Here is a 22,336-nt window from a genome sequence, read left to right on the forward strand (position 1 = left end):
TGTGCGCGCCTTAACAGACGCAGGTGTGTTTGAGTTCGATGAACGTCACGCCGGGTGTGGCGAAGCCGCTGGCCAGGTCGGCCTGCAACGCGTCCAGGTCGCGTGGCTGGTGCGTTGTGCAACCGAAGGCGCGGGCCAGGCCGATGAAATCCGGGTTGCGCGGTAGCACGCCGACCGGCTCGATATCCAGGCCGAGCATATCGTCGCGGATCTGGCCGAGGGCGTCATTGTTCCAAAGCAACACCACCAGCGGCCGGTGCAGCTCCTCGACGGCAGTGGCCAGTTCCTGCGCGGTGTACAGGAAGCCGCCATCACCCACCAGTACCAGGCCGGGGCGGTGGTCGCTGGCGAACATGCCACCAATGCCGGCCGGCAGGCCGTAGCCGAGGGTGCCGTAGCCGGTGGGGTGTAGCCAGCTGCGTGGTGCCCGGCTGGCGAAGGCGTAGTTGCCGGTATAGGCCAGCTGGGTCATGTCGCTACTGATGAAGGCATCGTCGGGCAGTACGGCGGCGATACGGTCCAGAATGGCCTGGTGCGTGGCCTGCAACGGGGCATGCCCACTGCGGATGGCCTGGCGCAGGTTGGCCACCGCCTCACTGGCCTGAGCCGGGTCACGCTGAAGTGCGGGCAGGTGTTCGAGCAAACCGTCCACGGTTTGCCGGGCATCGCCCTGCAGGGCAATGCCACAGGGGTAGAAATCGTTGAACTTGCGCGGGTCGATGTCGACGCGCAGCAGCTCGCCGCGGATCGGCAGGCGTTCGCGCCAGAAGTCGGTGTCGGCCATTTCGGTGCCTACGGCAAGCACCACATCAGCCTGGCTGATCAACTGCCAGCCGGGTTCGACGCACAGGCTGGCGCCGGCATTGAGTGGCGCATCTGGCGGCAGCAAGCCCTTGCCGGCCACGCTGGTGAACAGAGGCGCCGCCAGCCGTGCACTGAGTTGCTGCAACTGTTCAGCCGCGTGCAACGCGCCCCCACCGGCAATGATCATCGGCCGCTTGGCGGCGGCGAGCTTCAGGGCAGCCTGTTCGAGGGTTTCGCGGCACGGCTGGCCACGCCCCGGCCGACGTACCACCTCATCGCTCCAGTCCCGGCTGACCGATGCCGCCAGCACGTCCAGGGGCACCGAAATATGCACCGGGCGCGGTCGTTCGCTATCGAACACTGCCCAGGCACGCGCGATCAGCTCGGGCAAGTCGTCGCCCCGCAGGGCCACCGCAGAAAACGCCGTGATGGGCGCAGTCATCGCGCGCTGGTCCTGGGTTTCATGCAGGCAGCCCCAGCCCTTGCCCAGGCTGGCGGTGTGGTTGACGCTGGAAATCACCAGCATCGGCACCGAGTCGGCATAGGCTTGGCCGATTGGGGTGGCGACGTTGGTCACGCCCGGGCCGGTAATGACGAAGCACACCCCCGGCTTGCCACTGACCCGCGCATAGCCATCGGCCATGAAGCCGGCGCCCTGCTCGTGGCGGGTCAATACATGGCGAATGCCGCTGCCCGGCAGACCACGGTACAGCTCAAGAGTGTGTACCCCGGGGATGCCGAACACGGTCTCCACGCCGTAGTTGGCCAACAACCGCACCAGCGCCTGGCCGGCCGTCAGGGTAAGGTCATTCATGTCGTTCTCCTTGCGCCTGGCCAAGGCGGATCAGCGCGTCGACCGCGGTGGTGCCGTTGGCACCGACCATCAATGGGTTCACATCCAGCTCCAGCAACTGCCCGGCGTTTTCGCAGGCGTAATCGGCGACTGCGCGGATGGCCGAGACCAAGGCATCGAGGTTGGCGGCCGGACGGCCACGGAAGCCTTGCAGCAGGCTGGCACTGCGCAGGTTCAGCAGTGCGGCGCGGATGGCGCTGTCGGTGGTGGGCAACAACAGGCTGACACTGTCCTTGAGCAGTTCGACCAACACGCCGCCGGCACCGATCACCAGGGCCAGGGCAAAGTCGTGTTCACGCTTGATGCCCACTATGAGCTCGGCCAAGGGCGGCTCGGCCATGGGCTCGAGCAGCACCTGATCAAACGCAACCTGCGGGGCGTAGTCAGCGATGCACTGGCGCATCTGCACCAGTGCAGCTTCCAGGGCGCGGGCATCGCGCAGGTTCAACGCCACGGCGCCAGCTTCGGTCTTGTGCGGCAGCTGCGCGCTGACAGCCTTCAGTACCAGCGGGTAACCCACGCGGGCGGCGTCTGCCACGGCGCATTCGGGTGTACTCAGCACGCCCGCAGGCACGGGCAGGCCGAAGGCGCGCAGGGCCTGCTTGGATTGCCATTCGTCCAACAGTCGGCTTTCGCCCGTGAGGGACTGCGGGCAAAGCGGTACCCGCACAGCCTCGCCCTGGTCCAGCAACCGCTGGCGGTTCCTTTGGTAAGCGACGAGACGGCCCCAGGCCGCCAGGCCGTCTTCTACGCCCTGCAGCGCTGCGATGCCCCGCGTATGCAGGCGCTCACGCGCACTGGCAGGCAACAGTTCCGGGAAAGCCGAGGTGACGAAGCCGACCTTGCCGTGGCGTTCAACGGCATCGCAGTACAGCCCCAGCAGCAGGTCACATTCCTTGCGCTCGCCGGTGAACGCCGCCGGGTAGTCCAGCACCAGCATCGCCGCACCGGCGGCGCCGCTCAGGGTGCTGTCGAGCATACGTTGCAGGGCGGCTTCATCGCCCCAGATGGCCGTAGTGAAGTCCAGTGGGTTGACCAGGTTGGCATAGCCCGGCAACACCTCGGCCAGTGCCGCCACCTGCCCTTGCTCGAGCTTCGGCAGTTGCAGATGGTTGCGTTCGGCATAGTCGGCAATCAGCCCGGCATCGCCGCCTGAGCAGGCCAGCGCAATCAGCTCGCCATCTGCCGGCAAGCGTCCGCAGGCTGCGGCCTTGAGCGTTTCGACAAAGCTCACCGGGCCGCTGACGCGGATCACCCCCAGGCGCTGGAACAGGCTGTCGTACAACGCATCAGAGCCGGACAACGAGCTGGTGTGGCTGAGCGCCAGTTCAGCGCCGATCTGCGAAACGCCGGTCTTCAATGCAATGATCGGCGTGCCCTGCTGCAGCGCCTTGCAAGCGGCGCGGGCGAAGCCCGGCACGTTCTTCAGGCCTTCCAGGTGCAGGCCGATGGCGGTTACCCGTGGGTCGTCGAGCAGCACATCCATCAGCTCGGCCACGCCCAGTTGCGCCTGGTTGCCGACCGAGGCCATGTAGGCCACCGGCAGGGAGCGGTCGCTCATGGACAGGTTGTAGGCGAAGTTGCCACTTTGCGTAAGGATCGCCACCCCCTTCTCCACTTGCTGGCCACCATGCGCCACCGGCCACAGGGCGGCACCGTGCAGGTAGTCGAGCAAGCCATAGCAGTTGGGGCCGAGCAAGGCCATGTTGCCGGCGACGTCGAGCAGGCGTTGCTGCAACTGGCAGCCCTCCTCGCCGCTTTCGGCAAAGCCCGAGGCGTAGCAGATGGCGCCACCGGCCCCGCGTGCAGCCAGCTCGGCAACGCACTGCAGGGTCAGCTCACGGTTGGTGGCGATGAACACTGCGTCCGGGGCGTAGGGCAAGTCGGCCACCCGTGCCACGCAAGGGATGCCTTCGAGGCTTTCATGCTGCGGGTTGACCAGCCACAGCTCACCGGCAAAGCCACCTTCGGCGCAGCGCTTGAGCGCCCGCGCCATGCTGCGCCCGCCGATAAAAGCCAGGTGCCGGGGCGCCAGCAGGCGCTTGAGGTTGTCACGAATCGATTGCGACATGGGTGTTCTCCTGGCGCTCAGCGCAGCAGCGGGCGCAGCAGTTCGCGGGCGATGATATGCCGCTGGATTTCCGAGGTCCCCTCCCAGATGCGCTCGATACGCGCATTGCGCCAGATGCGCTCAACCGGCCCTTCATCCATCAGGCCCATGCCACCGAAGATCTGCACCGCTTCGTCGGCGACCTTGCCCAGCACTTCACTGGCAAACAGCTTGGCCATGCCGGCCTCACCGTCGGTCATGTTGCCCTGGTCCATCTTCCAGGCGGTGTGCAGGGTGAGCATCTCGGCCGCGCGGATCTGAGTGGCCATGTCGGCCAGCTTGAACGACACCCCCTGATAGCTGCCGATGGCCTGGCCGAACTGCTTGCGGTCGGCGGCCCATTGCAGTGACAGGTCGAGGGCGCGCTGAGCCTGGCCCACGCAGTTGGCGGCGACCATCACCCGGCCGGCGGTAAGCCAGGCGTTGGCCACTTCCCAGCCCTTGCCGACTTCGCCCAGCACCTTGCTGGCCGGCACCCGGCAGTCGTCGAAGAACAACTCGTAGGTGTGATAACCACGGTTGCTCACGCACTTGGGACCACGGCGGATGGTCATGCCCGGCGTACCCCGGTCGACCAGCAAGGCGGTGACCGCATTGCGCTTGCGCCCGTTGTGCTCGTAGGTGTCGGTGACAGCGAAGACAATGGCGAAATCGGCGTGGCCCGCGTGGCTGATGAAGTGCTTGCTACCGTTGATGACAAAGTCATCGCCCTGGCGCACGGCGCGGGTCTTGATGGCGTTGGCATCAGAGCCGGCGCCCGGTTCGGTGAGGGCGAAGCAGTCGATCTTCTCGCCCTGTACACACGGCAACAGGTAGTCGTTGATCTGCTCGTCCTTGCAGGCCATGAGGATTTTCGACGGCCGCGCAACGAAGACATGCAGCGCCCAGGACACCTTGGACAGCTCACGTTCGATCAGCGCCTGGGACAGGTAGTCCAGGCCACCCCCTCCCACTTCCTCGGGCATGTTGAAGGCATAGAACCCGGCAGCGATGGCCTTGCCACGGATCTGCGCTGCCAGCTCGGGTGACACGGCGTCGGCGCGGTCCACTGCTTCCTCATGGGGCAGCAGCTCTTTGGCAACAAAGCTGCGTACCGCTTCCACCAACATTTCTTGTTCTTGGGTCAGTTGGAAATTCATCTGCGAAGGTCCTGATGAGGGTCGGGTATCGGATTACTGGCCGGTAAAACGGGGGGCGCGACGTTCCACCGAGGCTTGCAGGGCCTCGGCGCCATCCTGGCTGCGGCCACACAACAGGCCGGCGTGGCGCTCGGCTTCCAGCTGTTCAGCCAGCGTGCGCCGGGCACCGTCGCGTATCAGCCGCTTGGTCTGCGCATAGGCGAAGGTCGGGCCGTTGGCCAGGCGCCCGGCCAGCTCGGCGACGACGGCAGGCAACTGCTCGTCGGCACAGACTTCGCTGACCAAACCGGCGGCCAGGGCGCGATCGGCGCCCCACAACTCGTCGAGGAACAGCAGGCGCTTGGCCTGCTCGCTACCGATCAGCCGTGGCAGGTGCCAGCTGGCGCCGGCATCGGGGCTGTAGCCCATGCTGGTGTAGCCGGCCTTGAAGCGCGCCGAGGCGGCGGCGATGCGCAGGTCGCAGCACAGGCTGAGGTCCATGCCACCGCCCACGGCGGTGCCGTTGATGCCGGCGATGGTGGGTTTGTCGAGGTTGTGCAGGCGCAACATCAGGGCATGAGCAGTTTCGGTCCAGCCGTAGCTTTCCAGGGTGCCCGCCGCTTCGGCGGCTGCCCATTCGGCCAGGTCGGCGCCAGCGCAGAAGCTGCGGCCGCTGCCGGTCAGCACCACCACGCGTACGGCGGGGTCGTCGGCATGGCTGTCGAGCAAGGCGTGCAGTTGCTTGAGGGTGGGAATGTCCAGCGCGTTGCGCTGCTCGGGGCGGTTGAGAGTGATCCAGGCAACGCCGGCTTCGACCTTGCTCAACAGTGACGACGACGGGGTGGTCATGGGGGGCCTCGGTGTTGTTGTGATGGTTTTGGAGGGCTTGACGAGAGAGATACTAAACGAGTGTTCAACAAGGCGGGATGGGCTGTTACAACTTCGCACAACTCGGTGTTTGGCGTTACACAAGGGCGTTCGTCATGACGGCTTTATGGCCTGTGAGATCGCGCGCCGCACGGGCGGCGCAAGACCTTACAGGTACTGAAAATGCAGCGACCAACACCTGCCGCCGACGAGCTACGGCATCAAACCCTTGGTGCGCTGGGCTCGAAGGCCCCCTGCCGGCGGCGGTTGACGAAGAAGTACGCCGCATAGCACAGGGCAATGAAGCCAAAGCCCCAGTACAGTGACGGCCGCTGGGTTTCATCCAGCGCCAGGAACACGAACAGCGAACTGCACAGGGTGATGCACAGCAGCGGCACCAGTGGGTACAGCGGCGCCTTGTACTTCAGGTCCTGCACTTGCCCGCCGTCGCGCAGCCAGGCCTTGCGGAAGCGGTACTGCGCCAAAGCGATGACGATCCAGGTCACGGTGCCGGACATACCGCTCACCGCCATCAGCACCATGAACAGCGTGTCAGCCGCAACGAAGCTGGTCATCAGCGAGATCAGCGCAAAGCACAGGGTGATGCTCAGCGCCCGCAGCGGCACGCCGCGCTTGCTCAGCGGCGACAGGCTTTTCGGTGCCATGCCAGTCTTGGACATGGCCCAGAGGATGCGCGTGGAGGCATACAACCCGGAGTTACCCACCGAGAGGATGGCCGTGAGGATGACGAAGTTCATCAAGTCGGCGGCGTAAGGGATGCCGACCATGTCGAACACCTGCACGAACGGGCTTTCCATCAGCCCGGCCTGCTCGTGCGGCACAATGGCCGACAGCACGGCAATCGCCAGCACATAGAAGATCAGCACGCGGAACACCACGTTGCGCACCGCCCGCGGGATGCTCTTTTCCGGGTGCTCGGTCTCACCGGCAGCCACCCCCATGATTTCGCAGCCCTGGAAGGCATAGACCACAGTCATCATCACCGCGAACACTGCCGACAGGCCGTGGGGGAACAGCGACTCGCCCACCAGGTTGTTCAGCATCGGTGCGGGTGCCCCGCTGCTCAGGGGGATGGCACCGAAAATCACCAGCAGGCCAATGACGATGAAGCCGAGGATGGTTGCCACCTTGATGCCCGAGAACCAGTACTCGGCCTCGCCAAAGGCACGCGTGGCCAGGGCGTTGAGCCCGAACAGCACCACCACGAACAGCGCCGACCAGTACCAGATCGGCACCTCCGGGAACCAGCGGGTCATCAACATGCCGGCAGCGGTGAACTCCAGGCCTACGGTGGTGGCCCAGCTCATCCAGTACACCCAGCCGATCATGAAGCCGGTGGCCGGGCCAATGTACTTGGTGGCGTGGGCCTGGAACGAACCGGACACCGGCATCTGCACCGACAGCTCACCCAGGCAGACCATCACCAGGTACATCAGCAAGCCCGCGACCAGGTAAGCCAGGATCGCGCCCACCGGCCCACCCTGATTGATGGTTACGCCCGAGCCCATGAACAGGCCGGTGCCAATAACCCCACCCAGCGACAGCATGAAGATGTGTCGGCTTTTCAGGGCGCGGGTGAGCTGGATCTTTTCAACGCTGTCAGTCATGGCACACCTCGCCTTTGCGGCCGGTGCGTGGGAGGGTTCGAATGAGGGGATGAGCGCTACGGCATGTCATTATTCTTGTCTCCAATAAGCCTCATGGACCGCGTGCAACACGGTTGCCATGGATTATTGGAAACGGATGTAAGGCGCCGTTGTACGAACGGATCGAAGATGTAAAAAGTCGTAAGTTTTTTGTACGTCAGCCCTGGATCAACTGTTCCAGCGTGGCACTGGCCTGACCTAGCTGGGTGGTCAGCGGCTTGCCGAGGGCTTGCATGGCCTGTAGGTCATGCTGCCGGGCCGCCTCCTCCAGACCACGCAACACCGTAGCCAGCCCGCTAAACCCCAGGGAATCGCAACTGCCAGCCAGGCGGTGGGCCAGGTGCAGCACTTCGGTGAAGTCCTGGGCTGGCAGCGCCTCGGCCAGCGCCGTGGCGTGCTGCTGCAGTGACTGGCGCAGGACCTTCAGCAGGCCTTGCAACTTCTGCTCCCCCAGCAGTGAACGGTGGGTGTCGAGCAATGACCAGTCCATGTCTGCGCCAGCGCTGGCCACTGCAGCGGGCGCTACGTCAGCCAACGCCCTGCGCAGGTTGTCCAGCCGCAAAGGCTTGGCCAGTACGCCCTGCATGCCAGCGTCCAGATAACCCGCTACCTGGCCCGGTTGCACACCGGCCGTCAGCGCCAGGATCCGACTGTGGCGGTTCGGCCCAGGCGAGGTACGCAACTGTCGGCACAACGCCACCCCGCTCATGCCCGGCAAGTGCACGTCCAGCAGAACCAGGTCGAAGCGCCGCTGCGCGCATGCCTGCAGGGCTTGCCCGGCGTCCTCGGCAAAGCTTACCCGGTGACCGTCGCGCATCAGCAGGCCACCGGCAACCTCACGGTTCAGCGCAACGTCTTCGACCACCAGGATATCCAGGCTGGGCAAGGGCGAAGGGGCTGGTAAACCCGCCGAGGCAGGCTGCCCGCGAGCCATGTCGAGCTCGAACCAAAAGCAGCTGCCCTGCCCTTGAACGCTCTCAAGGCCGATGCTACCGCCCAGTTTTTCCACCAGGTGCTTGCAGATCGCCAGGCCCAGGCCAGTGCCGCCATAGCGCTGGGTCACCGCTTCGCTGGCCTGGACGAAACGGTCGAAGATCTTTGCCTGAACGGCGGGTTCGATGCCGATACCGTTGTCACGTACCGACAGCCGCAAGCGCTGCGAGCATTCGTTACCGGCAAGCACCTGCACCGTAAGCTGTACCTGGCCGTGTTCAGTGAACTTGATGGCATTGGCCAGCAGATTGCTCAGCACCTGTCGCAGGTACTGCTCTGCACCGTACTGGTACGCAGCCAGTTGCTCATCGACCTGCAGTTGCAGGGTGTCGGCATTCTCCATGGCCATGGGTTCGAGCAACGCCAGCACTTCCTGGCACAACTGCCGCAAGGAAAACACCACCCGTTCGGCGCGGCTCTCGCCTTCTTCGAGCCGGGCGAAATACAGCACTTCGTTGAGAATTGCCAACAGCCCTTCGCCGGCCTTGTACAAGGCCTCGACACGCTGGCGGTCGGCGACCTCCAGGCGCCCGCCGCGCAGCAGTTCGGCCATGCCCAGAATACCGTTGAGCGGCGTGCGCAGTTCATGGCTCATGGTCGCCAAGAAGCGCGACTTGGCCAGGTTGGCAGCCTCGGCCTCGTCCTTGGCCCGAGCCAGGCTGGCCGTACGCCGCTCGACCATGGCCTGCAATTCGTCGCGTTTGTCCTGCAGTTCCAGGCGGTCACGCTCACGGCGCTCGATATCGCTGAGGATGGCACGGCGCATATCGTCCAGGGCATTGGCCACAGTGTCGATTTCGTCGGGGCGCGATGAGCGGCGGCGGCCAAGGCGCAAGGGCTCCTGCCACTGGCCGGCGCCAATGCGGCGGGCGAACTCGGCCATCACTTGCAGGTGGCGGGTGACCAGGCGGTAGAACAGCCCTGACAACGCCACTGCCAGGCCGCACAGAAACACGCCCATCCATAGCAGGCTGGCAAGGCCCGTGGCGTAAAGCCGCCGGTGTACCGCGCCAAGGTCGATGCTGACTTCCAGCTCCCCCAGATGCCTGACCGGCCCTGAGGGCGGCTGGTAGTCGAGGGGAAAGCGCTCGATGCGCAGCGGCCCTTGGGGGGCGGGCTCACCGCGCAACAGCGGGAAATCATCACTGAGCAGACGCACCCGCGCCACATCGGAAAAGTCCACCAGGCCGCGCAACTGAACATCCAGCTGCGCCTCGTCGAGGTCCCACAGGCTGCGTTCCAGGCTGGCCAGGTAGCCAGCACGGATCAACGCCATGCGTGCCTCTATATCCCGCATTTCGCGACGGTACTCGAAGTACAACTGCACGCCGCTGGCCAGCACCGTGAAGCACAAGCTGAACAGCAGGATGAACAGCAGCAGGCGGCGCAGCAGGCCATCGGTGCGCAGGCGGATCATCGTGCATCCGCCGGCAGGTTGATCATGTCGCGGTAAGTGACCTCACTTTGCTCCAGCCAACGCGCGATCTCGCCCGCATGGTTCATCCACTGCAACTGCGCATCGATTTCAGCCATGCGCTGGCTCAAGGGTGACTGTCGCGATACCGCCACCCGCAGGTAGTCCACGCTCAGTGCCGTGGGCAATGCGCGAATATCCTGCGCCCCGGGCAGGTGTTCGATGAACAGCAGCCCGGTGCGCCGCTCCTGAATCACATAGTCGATGCGCCCGCGGATCAGCTTGCCAAAGTTCTGCTGGCTGGACGATACCCGCTCGATGTTCTGGTGGCGGGCGACGAAGCGATCGAACTCGGCGCCATAGCTTTCACCGTACAGCAGGCCGCCGCGGTAACCCGCCAGGTCCTCCAGCTGCTGGAACTGGACCGGCCGCTTGCGGTTGTAGAACACGGCCACTTCCTCGCGCACCACCGGCTCCGTGGAAAAACGCATGCGCTGGTCACGCTGGTCGCTGTTGTAGGCCAGCACCACGTCCACCCGCCCGGCGGCGGCGTCCATCAGGCAGCGCTTCCAGTTGCCCAGCACCACGGTTTGCACCTCGTAGCCCATGCGCGCGAACAGTTCGCGCACCACGGTCGGGGCCAGGCCGCGCACCTGGTGGCCGTCACTCCAGGAAATGGGCGGGTACACCGGGTAGTCGCAGTAGCGCACCGGCTCACTGGCACTGGCGTGCAGGGTGGGCAACGTCAAGGCCAGCGCCAACTGCCAGGCGCGAGGAATCATGCTGCCACGCTGGCGGTGAACAGGTAGCCGGTGCCGTGAATGGTGATGATCAACTGCGGTTCGGCCGGGTCGTCATGCAGCTTGCGCCGCAGGCGGCCGACCAGCACGTCGATGGAGCGGTCGTTGGGCACCCACTCGCGGTTGCGAATCTGGTCCATCAACTGATCGCGGCTGAGAGTGTGGCCGCTGTTGCGCAAGAACACGCTGAGCAACTGGAACTCGCCGTGGGTCAGCAGGGTTTGCCCGCCACGGGCGTCGATCAGGCGCCGGCGGTCGGTGTCCAGTGCCCAGTCGGCGAACTGCTTCAGCGATTGCGCACAGGCCGGGGTGGGGTGCGCCTCGCGGGCATGGCGCACGCGGCGGATCAGGTTTTTCGCCCGGGACACCAGCTCGCGGGGGTTGAGCGGTTTGATCACGTAGTCATCTGCCCCGCATTCCAGGCCAACGATGCGGTCGATGTCGTCATTGCGCCCGGTGACGAGGATGATGCCAACCTCCGAGCGCACCCGCAGTTCGCGGGTCAGGGTAAGGCCGTCCTTGCCGGGCAGGCGGATGTCCAGCAGCACCAGGTCGACATCCTGGCTGGCAAGCAGGGCTTCGGCCCCTTCGGCTGTATCGGCGCAGTGTACGTCGTAGCCTTCCTGGGACAGGTAAGCCTGCAGCAAGTCACGAATAAGCGGATCGTCATCGACGATCAATACCCGAGGCGTCATTGCGTGTTGTCTCTTTTTTATTGGTGTTGTTCTACACACTCGCGACAGCAGCGTACTCGTTACTGAACAGGTGATCAACAGCCCTCGGGCAGGCTGAAGCGCCTCCGGCCACCGGCCTGCAGGCCGTCGACCCAGGCCTCGCAGATGATCACGCCCTGCTCGGGACTGAAGGTGCCGGGGTTCAGGCCCGACTCCAGCCACAGGCCGTCGAGTAAGGCGCTCAGGCTGATGGCCGCCAGGTCGGCATCGAAGCCCTGCCAGCCCTCCTCTTCGGCCAGTCTAGCCAGTAGCTGGCCAAGCTCGTTGCGGTACTCGCCGTAGGAGTGGTCGTGCACCTGGTTGATCGCGTCGGCGGTCTTCACCGCGCCCCAGAAGGCCAGCCAGGCATCGAGCAATTGCGGGTCGAGCAGCTCGGCGCAGAACGAGGCACGAAAGAACGCGGACAGCCGCTCGCGGGCATTGGGCGCGGCCTGGGCCATGGCCTCGCGCAACAGGCCCATCACCCGACCGGTGACGGCCATGTAAGCCTCTGCCACCAGTTCGTCCTTGCCCGCGTAATGGTGGCTGATCAGCCCGACCGAGACCCCGGCCTCGGCCGAGATCTTGCGGATCGAAGCCCCCTGGAAACCATGGCGTTTGAGGCACACCAGGGTCGCCTCGACCAGGTTGGCTTTGCGCAATTCCGGCAACATGCGATGGTAGCGGGCTTCCTGAGTCATCGGTGGGTCTCTGCTTGGGGGCTGGGCTGAACGACTGTACAACAAGCCGGACTGCGTGATAAACCCTAAGCGCCACTGCCCGGCAGGGCCCCCTCACAACAACAAAAGCGGCTGCCATGAACGACCTGATCACACGCGAGCTGGACCAAGGCCTGCTGACCCTGGCCTTCAACCGCCCCGACAAGCTCAATGCCCTGAACACTGCCATGTACCAGCTGCTGGGTGACCTGTTGCTGGCGGCAAGTGAGGACCCCGCTGTCGATGCCATCATCATCACCGGTGGGCCGCACTGCTTCAGCGCTGGCAACGACCTTCGCGACTTCCTCGACAACCCACCCAGCGACCTGGACAGCCCGGTGTTCCGCCTGATGCGGGTGGTCATGGGCCTGGACAAGCCGCTGATCGCAGCGGTCAGTGGTGCGGCGATCGGCATCGGGGCCACCCTGTTGCTGCACTGCGACCAGGTGCTGGTCAGCCGCTCGACCAAGCTGCGCATGCCTTTCGCGCCGCTGGGTGTGTGCCCGGAGTTTGGTTCCAGCCTGCTGCTGCCGCGTGTGCTTGGCCAGGCCCGGGCGGCACGCTTGCTGCTGACCAATGCGCTGCTGGATGGCGAACAGATGCTGGCCTGGGGGCTGGCCAATGAGCTGCATGAAAACGGCGAACAGTGCCTGGACGCTGCCCGCACGCTGGCGCGGCAGCTGCAAGGCTACCCGCAGGCGGCACTGCGGATCAGCAAGCGGCTGCTCAAGGACAGCCAGCGGGCGGAGCTGGAGGCCACGGTGGCGCGGGAAAGCCGACTGTTCATCGAATGCTTGCGTACTGAAGAAGCGCGGGCCGTGCTGCGAGGGATGATCAAGGATTGAAGGGGCTGGCGCGATCTTCATGGGCGCAACTGTCTTGCTTGAACGTTGTTGCACTAGTACCCGGTCATCTCCAGATATCCGCGCCCGCCCGCACTTCCGCTCAAGCGTACCGGCCCTTCCCAATACGGGAACCGTGTCTGCATCCACGCCTGCGGCTCAACGGCATCGACCTGCACATCCACCCCATGCTCCGGCACTTGTACCCGCCAGCGCGTCGGTACCTGCTTGCCGTTTTTCTGCGCAGACCAGGCCAGCGCCTGCAGGCGGATCTGTGCCGCGTCCAGCGCCACCACCTCCCCCTGTGGCCCTACCCAGGTCCCGGCGCGATACGGTTCCCCGTGGGCCTCCCGCACCTGGAACAGCATCAGCTTGGCGCCACTGTCCAGGTGCAGGGAAAACCAGTCCCAGCCGGTCTGTCCGGGCGCCAGCGGCTGGCTGCTCCATTCCCGGTCCAGCCAGGCCTGCCCGGTAACCGCGATGCACAGGCTGCCACGCTGGACTTGCCCCTGGACCTGGTAGAACGGCTGGCTGTAATAGTACGAAGCCTGGCCCTTGCCTGATTTTTCGCTGTAGCCCTGCTCCCCATGCAGCACCAAAGGAAGATCGCTGTGCAACTGCAAGTCATAGCGAAAACCGTCGCCACTTGCGGCCATCTGCAGCTGTTCAATACCGCCCTGGCCTTGTAACACCCAGTCATTGATCCATGCCCGAAACGGCTGGGCCTGCACGCCGGCCTGGCCGACACCACCCCGCGCCAGGGTTTCCGCAGCCTGATGGCCACCCGGCCCGGTCAGTGCTGCATGCCCCATCCACAGGTTCGGGCTGTTCCAGCCGGTGGTCTCCGGGCCGGGGCGCAGGGCCGAGCGGAACAGTGTCCACTGGGCGCCCCAATCTCGGCCCTGGGCGTCCTTGAGGTTGGCGGTGACATACCACCACTCGATACGAAAGCCGTCGTGGGGGCCGTGGTCATGCGGGAATACCAGACGATGATCGCGGGTCACCTGGCTGAATTCGCCAGCCTGCTGCCCGAGCCCGGCATAGCTTTGTGGTGCAGGCTGATCACAGCCGCACAACAACAACCCGGTCAGCAACAGCCACGCATTAAGCTTCATCGGCCAATGGCCTCAACAGTTCGCGCGGCTGGCGGCGCGCCAGCTGCCACAGCGGCCAGGCGCAGGCCAGCAGGCTGGTGAGCATGCCCAGCACGGTCAACTGCAGCAGTTGCACAGGGAACACATACAGCGGTAAGCGCCAGCCGAAGGCCTGCACGTTCACCACCGCGACCAGGCACCAGGCCAGCAACAGCCCAAGCGGTATTGCCAGCAGCACGGTGAAGCTGCTTAGCATGAGTGTCTGCCCGAGGCTCAGCCAGACCAGTTGCATGCGCCGCACCCCCAACGCCCACAGCGGCGCCAACTGGCCCAGCCGGGCCTGGCTCAGGGTCAGCAGGTTGATGAACAACGCCACACCGGCCACGCCAAGGGTAAGGCTGTTGAGGGCTGCGGTGGCGGCAAAGGTGCGGTTGAACACGTCGGTCGACCAGCGTTTCAGGCGCGCCTGCTCGACCACCCGGCTGTCATCCAGGGCAAAGTGCTGTTGCAGCGCGGCCTTGAGCACCGGCACCCGTTCAGCGCTCAGGTCGACACTCAAGCCGGCCAGGGTTGCCTGTGGCCAGTGGGCGCGCAACCAGCCGGCATTGACCAGTACATGCCCCTTGGGGTTGCCGTAATCGGCATAGATCCCCACCACGGGCAAGGCTGGCGTGTCTACGGGCAGTTGCAGGCTGTCGCCCAGTTGCAGGTTCAGTCGCCTGGCCAACTGCTCACTGAGCATCACGGCTTGTCCGCTGGCCAGTCGCTGCCAGGCGCGCGAATGCTGTTCCAGCAATGGCCAGCGCGTTCGATAGGCGGGGTGATCGACAATGCCCTGCACTTGCACCGGCCAACCTTGCAGCTGCATGTCTGCGCGCCAGCCGGGCAGGACCACGCTGGCCACAGGTTGCTGCTTGAGCCACTCGACTATCTGCAAGCCTTGGGCCGTATCCCGTGGGGTGACATACAGGTCGGCGGAGAGGCGCAGGTCAAGCCAACCGACAAAGGTCTTGCGAAAACCCTCGGTCATGCTGCCCACGCCAACACTGGCAGCCAGCGCCAGCAAAAGGGCGACCAACGCCAGGCTCAGGGCTGGCAACTGCTGGCGGCTGTCAGCCACGAACCATTGCGCCAATGGCCGGTGGCAACAACGCGCCAGCCAGGCCAGTACCCGATCAAGCAAGGCCGGCAACAACAGCGCCGCTGCCAGCAGCAACCCTGCCAGCATGCCGAACGCGCTAAGCAGGCCAGCCCCGAACACGCCACAGGCCAAGGCCAGCAACAGCAGCAAGCCCGCTATCAAAGCCTGACGTTTCAACCATGGCCCCTGCGCCAGCCGCCAGGCCTGGGGTTGCGCCAGCGCCAGCAAAGGCAAACGGGCAGCACGCATTACACTCTGCAGCCCAGCCAGCAATGCCCCGAGTACACTCACCAGCACACCCAGCAGCCACCACCCCGCCGGCAGGCTCAACGTGCCAGCGACCTGGGCGCCATACAGACCACGCAGGCTGGCGGCCACGTCAGGCAGCAGCCATGCGGCCAATGCATAACCACTGGCCACCCCGGCCAGCCCACCCAGTGCCGCGAACAAGCCCAGCTCCAGCACCAGGGCGCACAGCAGGGTCTTCAGGCTGACGCCGCACGCGCGCAGGTTGCGGATCAGCCCACGGCGCTGCTCCAGCGCCAGACCGATCGCAGCGTGGGCGATGAACAAGCCGACGACGAACGCCAGCAGGCCGAGCGCGGTCAGGTTGAGGTGGAAACTGTCGGTGAGGCGCTGCAAGCCGCCATCGTCCTGCCGCGGCTGCAGTTCAAGGTAGCGGGCGATATCCGCAGGCAACGGCCCGGGCGTATCGGCCAGCAGCAGACGGGACAGCTGCCCCGGTGCGTTCAGTAACGTCTGCGCGTGGCCGATGTCCACCACGATGACCCCAGGTGCCAGCGCAGGCTGCAAAACCAAAGGCGGCAGCAACTGCCCTTCACTGTCGCGGGTCGGCTGCCCGGGGCTTGTGCCCAGCTGACGCAAGGTATCTGGCCCAACCCAGGCTTGCCCGGGCGTGCCGATGAACGCTTGCAGGTCGAATGCCTGCACCTGCACCCCGGCAATGCGGCTGGCAGGCGGCAGGCTCAACGGCTCGATGCCGATCAGCCGCACACTGCGTGCGGGCTCGCCCGGCAAGCGCAAGCGCCCTTCCAGTACCGGCGAAACAGCCCAGCCCTGCCTGCGCAGTTGCACGTACAACGCCTGATCGAAGCGCTCGCCATTGCGCGCGATCAGTTGCGCCTGCAGCGGCCCGGTCAATACCGCGCTGGCCCGGGCATAGTCGCTGCGTGCCTGGCTGTTCAACGCCTGCACACCGGTCCACAACGCCGTGGCCAGCCACAGGCCAGTGAAGATGCTGAAGCACTGCACACGATGGCGCCGCCAGTGGCTGAGCAGCGCCAACAGCGCCAGCGACAAAAGCTTCATCATCCCTGCTCGGGCCGCACACGGCCGGCCTGCAGGTAGCAACGGTGCTGCAAACGCGCCGCCAGCCGCGGGCTGTGGGTCACCATCAGTACCCCGCTGCCGGCTTCGGCGACCAACTGCAGCAACAAACTCAACACCTCGTCACTGCTGGCTTCATCGAGGCTGCCGGTCGGTTCGTCAGCCAGCAGCCAGGCCGGGCGCCCGGCAAGCGCACGGCCGATGGCGACCCGCTGCTGCTGGCCGCCAGACAGTTGTTCCGGGTATCGCCCGAGCAGGTCCGCCAGGCCCAGGCGCTGCGCCAGGTAAGCCGCCCAATGCGGGTCATGCCGCCCGGCCAGGCGCGCCTGGAAAGTAAGGTTCAGGCCTACGTCCAGGCTACTGATCAGGTTGTACTGTTGAAACACCAGGCCGATCCCTTCCCGCCGCCACTGCGCCAAGGAAGCTTCCGAACGGCCGTCAAGCGGAACGTCGTCGATCAGAATACGGCCGCTGTCAGCTCGGTCCAGGCCGGCCACCAGGTGCAGCAAAGTGCTCTTGCCGCTGCCCGACTCGCCCATCAGCGCCAGGCTGCTGCCCCGCGCCAGGCGCACATCGACCCCCTGCAATATGGGGAGCGGGCCTTGAGGGGTGGGGAATGATTTGTAGAGTTGTTCGATGGCTAGCATCGAGTGGCCTTGATGGGTTGGGTGTCCCTTAAGGCATAGCAGGTTCGGCCAGGCCTGCTCCTGCACCGGCCGCATTGATCGATCTCGCCGGAGCTTTCCTGTTCAGACGACGTGCTGCCGCAGCCGCCACCTTGAATCGCAGCCGCGCCCCATCAATGGATCCACTAAAAACCGATAATCGCACAGAATCCACATCTCTCAAGCAAAATGCATTGACCTCGCACTCCAGTCGCAGCCTTAATGGATCCATTAAATAAAAACAAAACCCCGGAGAGCCTCCCATGTACCCCAAAAACACCTGGTACGTCGCCTGCACCCCCGATGAGATCGCCACCAAACCCCTGGGCCGGCAGATCTGCGGGGAAAAAATCGTGTTCTACCGCGCGCAAGAGAACCAAGTGGCCGCCGTCGAGGACTTTTGCCCGCACCGCGGCGCACCGTTGTCGTTGGGCTATGTCGAGGACGGCAACCTGGTGTGCGGCTACCACGGTCTGGTCATGGGTTGCGACGGCAAGACTGTGTCGATGCCGGGCCAGCGGGTGCGTGGTTTCCCCTGCAACAAGACCTTTGCGGCTGTCGAGCGCTATGGCTTCATCTGGGTCTGGCCTGGCGACCAGGCGCAGGCCGACCCGGCGCTGATTCCGCACCTGGAATGGGCGGTGAATGATGAGTGGGCCTACGGCGGCGGGCTGTTCCACATCGGTTGCGACTACCGCCTGATGATCGACAACCTCATGGACCTCACCCATGAAACCTATGTGCACGCGTCCAGCATCGGCCAGAAGGAGATCGACGAAGCACCGCCGGTCACCACCGTCACCGGCGACGAAGTGGTCACCGCCCGGCACATGGAAAACATCATGGCGCCGCCCTTCTGGCGCATGGCCTTGCGTGGCAACGGCCTGGCCGACGATGTACCGGTGGACCGCTGGCAGATCTGCCGTTTCACCCCACCCAGCCATGTACTGATCGAAGTGGGCGTGGCGCATGCCGGCAAGGGTGGCTACCACGCCGATGCGCGGCACAAGGCGTCGAGCATCGTGGTCGACTTCATCACCCCGGAAAGCGATACCTCGATCTGGTACTTCTGGGGCATGGCGCGCAACTTCGCTGCGCATGACCAGACCCTGACCGACAACATCCGGGAGGGCCAGGGCAAGATTTTCAGCGAAGACCTGGAAATGCTCGAACGCCAGCAGCAGAACCTGCTGGCCCACCCCGAGCGCAACTTGCTGAAGCTGAACATCGATGCCGGCGGCGTGCAGTCACGCAAGGTGCTGGAGCGGATCATCGCCAAAGAGCGTGCGCCGCAGCCGCAACTGATCGCCACCAGCGCCACCCCTGCCTGAGGAACAGCCGACATGATCGATGCCGTAGTGGTATCCCGTAACGATGAAGCCCAGGGTATCTGCAGCTTCGAGCTGGCAGCGGCAGATGGCAGCCTGCTGCCGGCGTTCAGCGCCGGCGCGCATATCGACGTGCACCTGCCCGACGGGCTGGTGCGCCAGTACTCGCTGTGCAACCACCCCGAAGAACGCCATCGCTACCTGATTGGCGTGCTCAACGACCCGGCTTCGCGGGGCGGTTCACGTAGCCTGCACGAGCAGGTGCAGGCCGGCACCCGGTTGCGTATCAGTGCGCCGCGCAACCTGTTCCCGCTGGCCGAGGGGGCTCAGCGCAGTTTGCTGTTTGCTGGCGGCATCGGCATTACCCCGATCCTGTGCATGGCCGAGCAACTGTCCCACAGCGGCCAGGCCTTCGAGCTGCACTACTGTGCCCGCTCCAGCGAGCGTGCAGCGTTTGTCGAGCGGATTCGCAGTGCGCCGTTCGCTGATCGGCTGTTCGTGCATTTTGACGAGCAGCCGGAAACAGCGCTGGACATCGCCCAGGTGCTGGGCAACCCGCAAGATGATGTGCACCTGTATGTATGCGGGCCAGGCGGCTTCATGCAGCATGTGCTGGACAGCGCGAAGGGGCTGGGCTGGCAGGAGGCCAACCTGCACCGCGAGTACTTCGCCGCAGCGCCGGTGGATGCCAGCAACGACGGCAGTTTCTCGGTGCAGGTGGGCAGCACGGGCCAGGTGTTCGAGGTGCCGGCCGATCGGAGCGTGGTGCAGGTGCTGGAAGAAAACGGTATCGAGATCGCCCTGTCGTGCGAGCAGGGTATTTGCGGCACCTGCCTGACACGCGTGCTGCAGGGCACACCGGACCATCGCGATCTGTTTCTCACCGAACAGGAGCAGGCCTTGAACGATCAGTTCACGCCCTGCTGCTCGCGCTCGAAGACGCCGCTGCTGGTGCTGGATATCTGACCCGGCTTACGACGAGGGCAGGATGACTTTCATGCCCGCGTCTGCCGCTGCCCCGCCAAAGGTTTCGGCATAGCGCAAGGTGGCATTGGCGTGCTCGCGCATGATCGCTTCAGCGCGGGCACCCTGGCGGTTGACCAGGGCATCGAACACAGCGTGGTGCTGCATGTGGGCGAAGTTGAAGCGCCGGTACTCACGGGCCAGATCATGGCGATCCACCGCCAGTGCGGTGACCGAGGCGAACGGCAGGTGGTCGTTGCGCGCCAGGGCAACGGCAATGGCCGGGTTGTGGCTGGCGTCGATGATCACCTGATGAAAACGCATGTTCAGGTCGTGATAAGCCTGCAAGTCGTCTTCGCTCACAAAGCCCTTGTCGAACAGCTGATCGCCGTCGACCAGGCACTGTTGCAGCGCAGCGCGTGCTTGCACCGACAAGCCACGCTCTGCAGCCTGACGCGCAGCCAACCCCTCCAGCACACCACGCACCTCGACCGCCCCCGCGATGTCGTCGGCGCTGACCGAGCGCACCTGAAACCCCCGGCCGCCAAAGCGCACCAGCAGGCCTTCCTGTTCGAGGGTGCGAAATGCCATGCGCACCGGCATGCGTGAAACGCCGAACAGTTCAGCGGTTGGGACTTCCATCAAGCGTTCGCCGGCCGCCAGCTCGCCCGAAGCGATCATTTTGCGCAGCGCAACCAGCACCATTTGACCGGGTTTGCTCATCCAGGCTACTTCCACAGACATGAGCGGGCATCTTAGCGCAAGCTGAGGGGTTGCTGCAGGCCTGTGTAGGAGCGGGTTTACCCGCGAAACAGGCGACGCGGGGCATGGCACCGGCTGCGCCGGTGTTCGCGGGTGAACCCGCTCCTACGGGGGACGAGCTAACGCCTGGAAACCAACCTGGCTCAAGACCTGCGCTGTGGATGTAGGAGCGGGTTTACCCGCGAAGCAGGCGACGCGGGGCATGGCACCGGCTGCGCCGGTGTTCGCGGGTGAACCCGCTCCTACGGGGGGACTAGCTAACGCCTGGAAACCAACCTGGCTCAAGACACGCGCTGTGGATGTAGGAGCGGGTTTACCCGCGAAGCAGACGACGCGGGGCATGGCACCGGCTGCGCCGGTGTTCGCGGGTGAACCCGCTCCTACGGGGGGGCGCGCTAACGCCTGGAAACCAGCCTGGCTCAAGACATGCGCTGTGGATGTAGGAGCGGGTTTACCCGCGAAGCAGGCGACGCGGGGCATGGCACCGGCTGCGCCGGTGTTCGCGGGTGAACCCGCTCCTACGGGGGGACGAGCTAACGCCTGGAAACCAGCCTGGCTCAAGACATGCGCTGTGGATGTAGGAGCGGGTTTACCCGCGAAGCAAGCGACGCGGGGCATGGCACCGGCTGCGCCGGTGTTCGCGGGTGAACCCGCTCCTACGGGGGGGGCGCGCTAACGCCTGGAAACCAACCTGGCTCAAGACATGCGCTGTGGATGTAGGAGCGGGTTTACCCGCGAAGCAAGCGACGCGGGGCATGGCACCGGCTGCGCCAGTGTTCGCGGGTGAACCCGCCTCTACAAGGTCAGCGGGTAACTGACGATCAGGCGTGTCTGGTCGAGATCACTGTTGAAGCTGCGCCGGTTGGTCGCGTTGTTCAGCCGGATGTTGAGGTTCTTCAAAGCCCCGCTCTGGAAGGTGTAGTTCACCTCGGCATCGCGCTCCCACTCCTTACCATTGCTGCCCGCCGCCGTCGTGGCATTCTCGCCGTGGCCGTAGCGCACCATGGCCAACAGCCCTGGCACACCCAGCGCAGCAAAGTTGTAGTCGTAACGCACTTGCCACGAGCGCTCGTCAGCATTGCTGAAGTTGCCGTTGAACATGTCGTTGCCCAGGGTTCGCCCACTGCTGCCGTACACCGACATCCACGGGCTGTCGCCACTGACCTTCTGCAACCCCAGGTACAGCGTGTGGCCACTGTGCGAAGCTGACAGCAAGGCGTAGCCGGTGCGACTCTGGATGTCGCCGATGCGCGCCTGTCCGTCATCCCGGTCGATGAAGTAGCCAAGGTTGGCCCCCAACGTCCACTCCCCGACCCGCTGGCTGTGCAGCAGGTTGAAGTAGCTTTGCTGGTAGATGTCCTCCAACTGCGCGTGCCAGGCGCCGATCAGTGTGCGTTGTTGGTTGAAGCGGTACTCGGCACCGGCGTAGTTGAACCCGTCCGAGGTGACTCCGGGTGCGGCCCAGGCAGATAGGTCCTGCATGTCCGAAGAGTGGCGCAAGCTCACCTCGCGGTACTGGCCGGCCTGCAGGCTCAGGCCTTCGACTTCTCGCGAGTCGAGCATCGCGCCACGGAAGGTCTGCGGTAGCAGACGACCATCGTCGTAGCGCAGCAGTGGAATATCCGGCAACAACTCCCCCACCTTCAGCTCGGTCGCGGAAATACGCAGCTTCGCCGCCAGCCCTGCCCGACCGTAGTCGTCGGCCGCACGCCCGTCATCGTGCACCGGCAGCAGTTCTGAGCCGCTGGTGCCGCGGCCGCTGTCCAGTTTCACGCCGAACAGGGCGATACCGTCCAGGCCAAAACCGATCAGCCCTGGGGTGTAGCCCGAGCTGAACTTGAAGATGAAGCCCTGGGCCCACTCTTCAACCTTGCCCTTGGCTGCCCCCGGGTCGCGGAAATCACGGTTGAAATAGTAGTTGCGCAGTGTCAGCCCGCCCTTGGCACCTTCAAAGAAGCCCCCTTCATCGGCCCAGGCCGGCAAACCGAGACCAAACGCCAGCGAAACTGCCAGGGCCGAACGGGCCAGCGTGCAAGTTGTATCCATCATTATTATTGTTCTCCGCTTTCAATAGGCGCAGCAGACCGCCCCAGGCCAGCATGACCCGGAGCAGGAAGTTGCATTCAGATACCCGGC

The 22,336-nt window shown here is 64.9% G+C and carries 17 protein-coding genes; 3 read left to right on the forward strand and 14 right to left on the reverse strand.

Going from position 1 to position 22,336, the window contains the following annotated elements:
* Positions 1–10: 10 nt before the first annotated feature.
* The 9 genes from INQ47_RS13300 to INQ47_RS13340 all read right to left on the reverse strand — a co-directional run bounded on the left by INQ47_RS13300 (position 11) and on the right by INQ47_RS13340 (position 12,040).
* Entirely contained in the window at positions 11–1,618 is a 1,608-nt protein-coding gene (locus INQ47_RS13300) for a 5-guanidino-2-oxopentanoate decarboxylase (protein WP_404701866.1), read from the reverse strand.
* Positions 1,611–3,728: an acetate--CoA ligase family protein gene (locus tag INQ47_RS13305; RefSeq protein ID WP_404701867.1), complete on the reverse strand. Its 2,118-nt coding sequence runs from the start codon at positions 3,726–3,728 to the stop codon at positions 1,611–1,613. The genes INQ47_RS13300 and INQ47_RS13305 overlap by 8 nt, the downstream gene beginning before the upstream one ends.
* 17 nt (positions 3,729–3,745) lie before the next feature.
* Positions 3,746–4,906, reverse strand: coding sequence for an acyl-CoA dehydrogenase family protein (locus tag INQ47_RS13310; protein ID WP_021782064.1), 1,161 nt, complete (start codon positions 4,904–4,906; stop codon positions 3,746–3,748).
* A gap of 33 nt (positions 4,907–4,939) precedes the next feature.
* Entirely contained in the window at positions 4,940–5,734 is a 795-nt protein-coding gene (locus INQ47_RS13315; RefSeq protein WP_404701868.1) for an enoyl-CoA hydratase/isomerase family protein, read from the reverse strand.
* A 239-nt stretch (positions 5,735–5,973) separates the two neighbouring features.
* Complete coding sequence (locus tag INQ47_RS13320) at positions 5,974–7,380, reverse strand: amino acid permease (protein ID WP_021782066.1); 1,407 nt, start codon at positions 7,378–7,380, stop codon at positions 5,974–5,976.
* A gap of 196 nt (positions 7,381–7,576) precedes the next feature.
* Entirely contained in the window at positions 7,577–9,829 is a 2,253-nt protein-coding gene (locus INQ47_RS13325) for an ATP-binding protein (protein ID WP_404701869.1), read from the reverse strand.
* On the reverse strand, positions 9,826–10,608 hold the full coding sequence (locus INQ47_RS13330) for a substrate-binding periplasmic protein (RefSeq protein ID WP_404701870.1): 783 nt from the start codon (positions 10,606–10,608) through the stop codon (positions 9,826–9,828). The genes INQ47_RS13325 and INQ47_RS13330 overlap by 4 nt, the downstream gene beginning before the upstream one ends.
* Positions 10,605–11,321, reverse strand: coding sequence for a response regulator (locus INQ47_RS13335; protein WP_103462352.1), 717 nt, complete (start codon positions 11,319–11,321; stop codon positions 10,605–10,607). The genes INQ47_RS13330 and INQ47_RS13335 overlap by 4 nt, the downstream gene beginning before the upstream one ends.
* A gap of 74 nt (positions 11,322–11,395) precedes the next feature.
* Positions 11,396–12,040, reverse strand: a complete 645-nt coding sequence (locus tag INQ47_RS13340) for a TetR family transcriptional regulator C-terminal domain-containing protein (protein ID WP_014756232.1) — start codon at positions 12,038–12,040, stop codon at positions 11,396–11,398.
* 116 nt (positions 12,041–12,156) lie between these two features.
* Here INQ47_RS13340 and INQ47_RS13345 point away from each other — a divergent pair, with 116 nt between their 5' ends.
* The gene (locus INQ47_RS13345; RefSeq protein WP_404701871.1) at positions 12,157–12,903 is read left to right on the forward strand and encodes an enoyl-CoA hydratase-related protein; all 747 of its coding nucleotides are present in this window, start codon (positions 12,157–12,159) and stop codon (positions 12,901–12,903) included.
* Between the two features lie 53 nt (positions 12,904–12,956).
* Here the strand turns inward: INQ47_RS13345 and INQ47_RS13350 are convergent, their stop codons facing one another.
* Genes INQ47_RS13350 through INQ47_RS13360 form a run of 3 tightly spaced genes read right to left on the reverse strand, consistent with a single transcriptional unit; the run spans position 12,957 to position 17,129 of the window.
* Positions 12,957–14,015, reverse strand: coding sequence for a lipocalin-like domain-containing protein (locus INQ47_RS13350; RefSeq protein ID WP_404701872.1), 1,059 nt, complete (start codon positions 14,013–14,015; stop codon positions 12,957–12,959).
* Positions 14,005–16,464, reverse strand: a complete 2,460-nt coding sequence (locus INQ47_RS13355) for an ABC transporter permease (protein ID WP_404701887.1) — start codon at positions 16,462–16,464, stop codon at positions 14,005–14,007. Before INQ47_RS13355 ends, INQ47_RS13350 begins: the two co-directional genes overlap by 11 nt.
* Positions 16,464–17,129 carry an ABC transporter ATP-binding protein gene (locus INQ47_RS13360; RefSeq protein WP_404701873.1) on the reverse strand — a complete coding sequence of 222 codons (666 nt, stop codon included), beginning with the start codon at positions 17,127–17,129 and terminating at the stop codon, positions 16,464–16,466. The genes INQ47_RS13355 and INQ47_RS13360 overlap by 1 nt, the downstream gene beginning before the upstream one ends.
* Before the next feature lie 281 nt (positions 17,130–17,410).
* Between INQ47_RS13360 and INQ47_RS13365 the strand changes: the two genes are divergently transcribed.
* Both INQ47_RS13365 and INQ47_RS13370 read left to right on the forward strand, forming a co-directional pair.
* Positions 17,411–18,478, forward strand: a complete 1,068-nt coding sequence (locus tag INQ47_RS13365; RefSeq protein WP_404701874.1) for a Rieske 2Fe-2S domain-containing protein — start codon at positions 17,411–17,413, stop codon at positions 18,476–18,478.
* 12 nt (positions 18,479–18,490) lie between these two features.
* A complete protein-coding gene (locus INQ47_RS13370; protein ID WP_404701875.1) occupies positions 18,491–19,441 on the forward strand; it encodes a PDR/VanB family oxidoreductase in 951 nt (316 codons plus the stop codon).
* Positions 19,442–19,447: 6 nt separating this feature from the next.
* Here the strand turns inward: INQ47_RS13370 and INQ47_RS13375 are convergent, their stop codons facing one another.
* The gene (locus INQ47_RS13375; protein ID WP_252459799.1) at positions 19,448–20,161 is read right to left on the reverse strand and encodes a GntR family transcriptional regulator; all 714 of its coding nucleotides are present in this window, start codon (positions 20,159–20,161) and stop codon (positions 19,448–19,450) included.
* Between the two features lie 834 nt (positions 20,162–20,995).
* Positions 20,996–22,249, reverse strand: coding sequence for an OprD family porin (locus INQ47_RS13380; RefSeq protein WP_404701876.1), 1,254 nt, complete (start codon positions 22,247–22,249; stop codon positions 20,996–20,998).
* Positions 22,250–22,336: the final 87 nt, after the last annotated feature.

This window comes from Pseudomonas sp. 3HC3 (assembly GCF_044904505.1).
GTDB lineage: Bacteria > Pseudomonadota > Gammaproteobacteria > Pseudomonadales > Pseudomonadaceae > Aquipseudomonas > Aquipseudomonas putida_Y.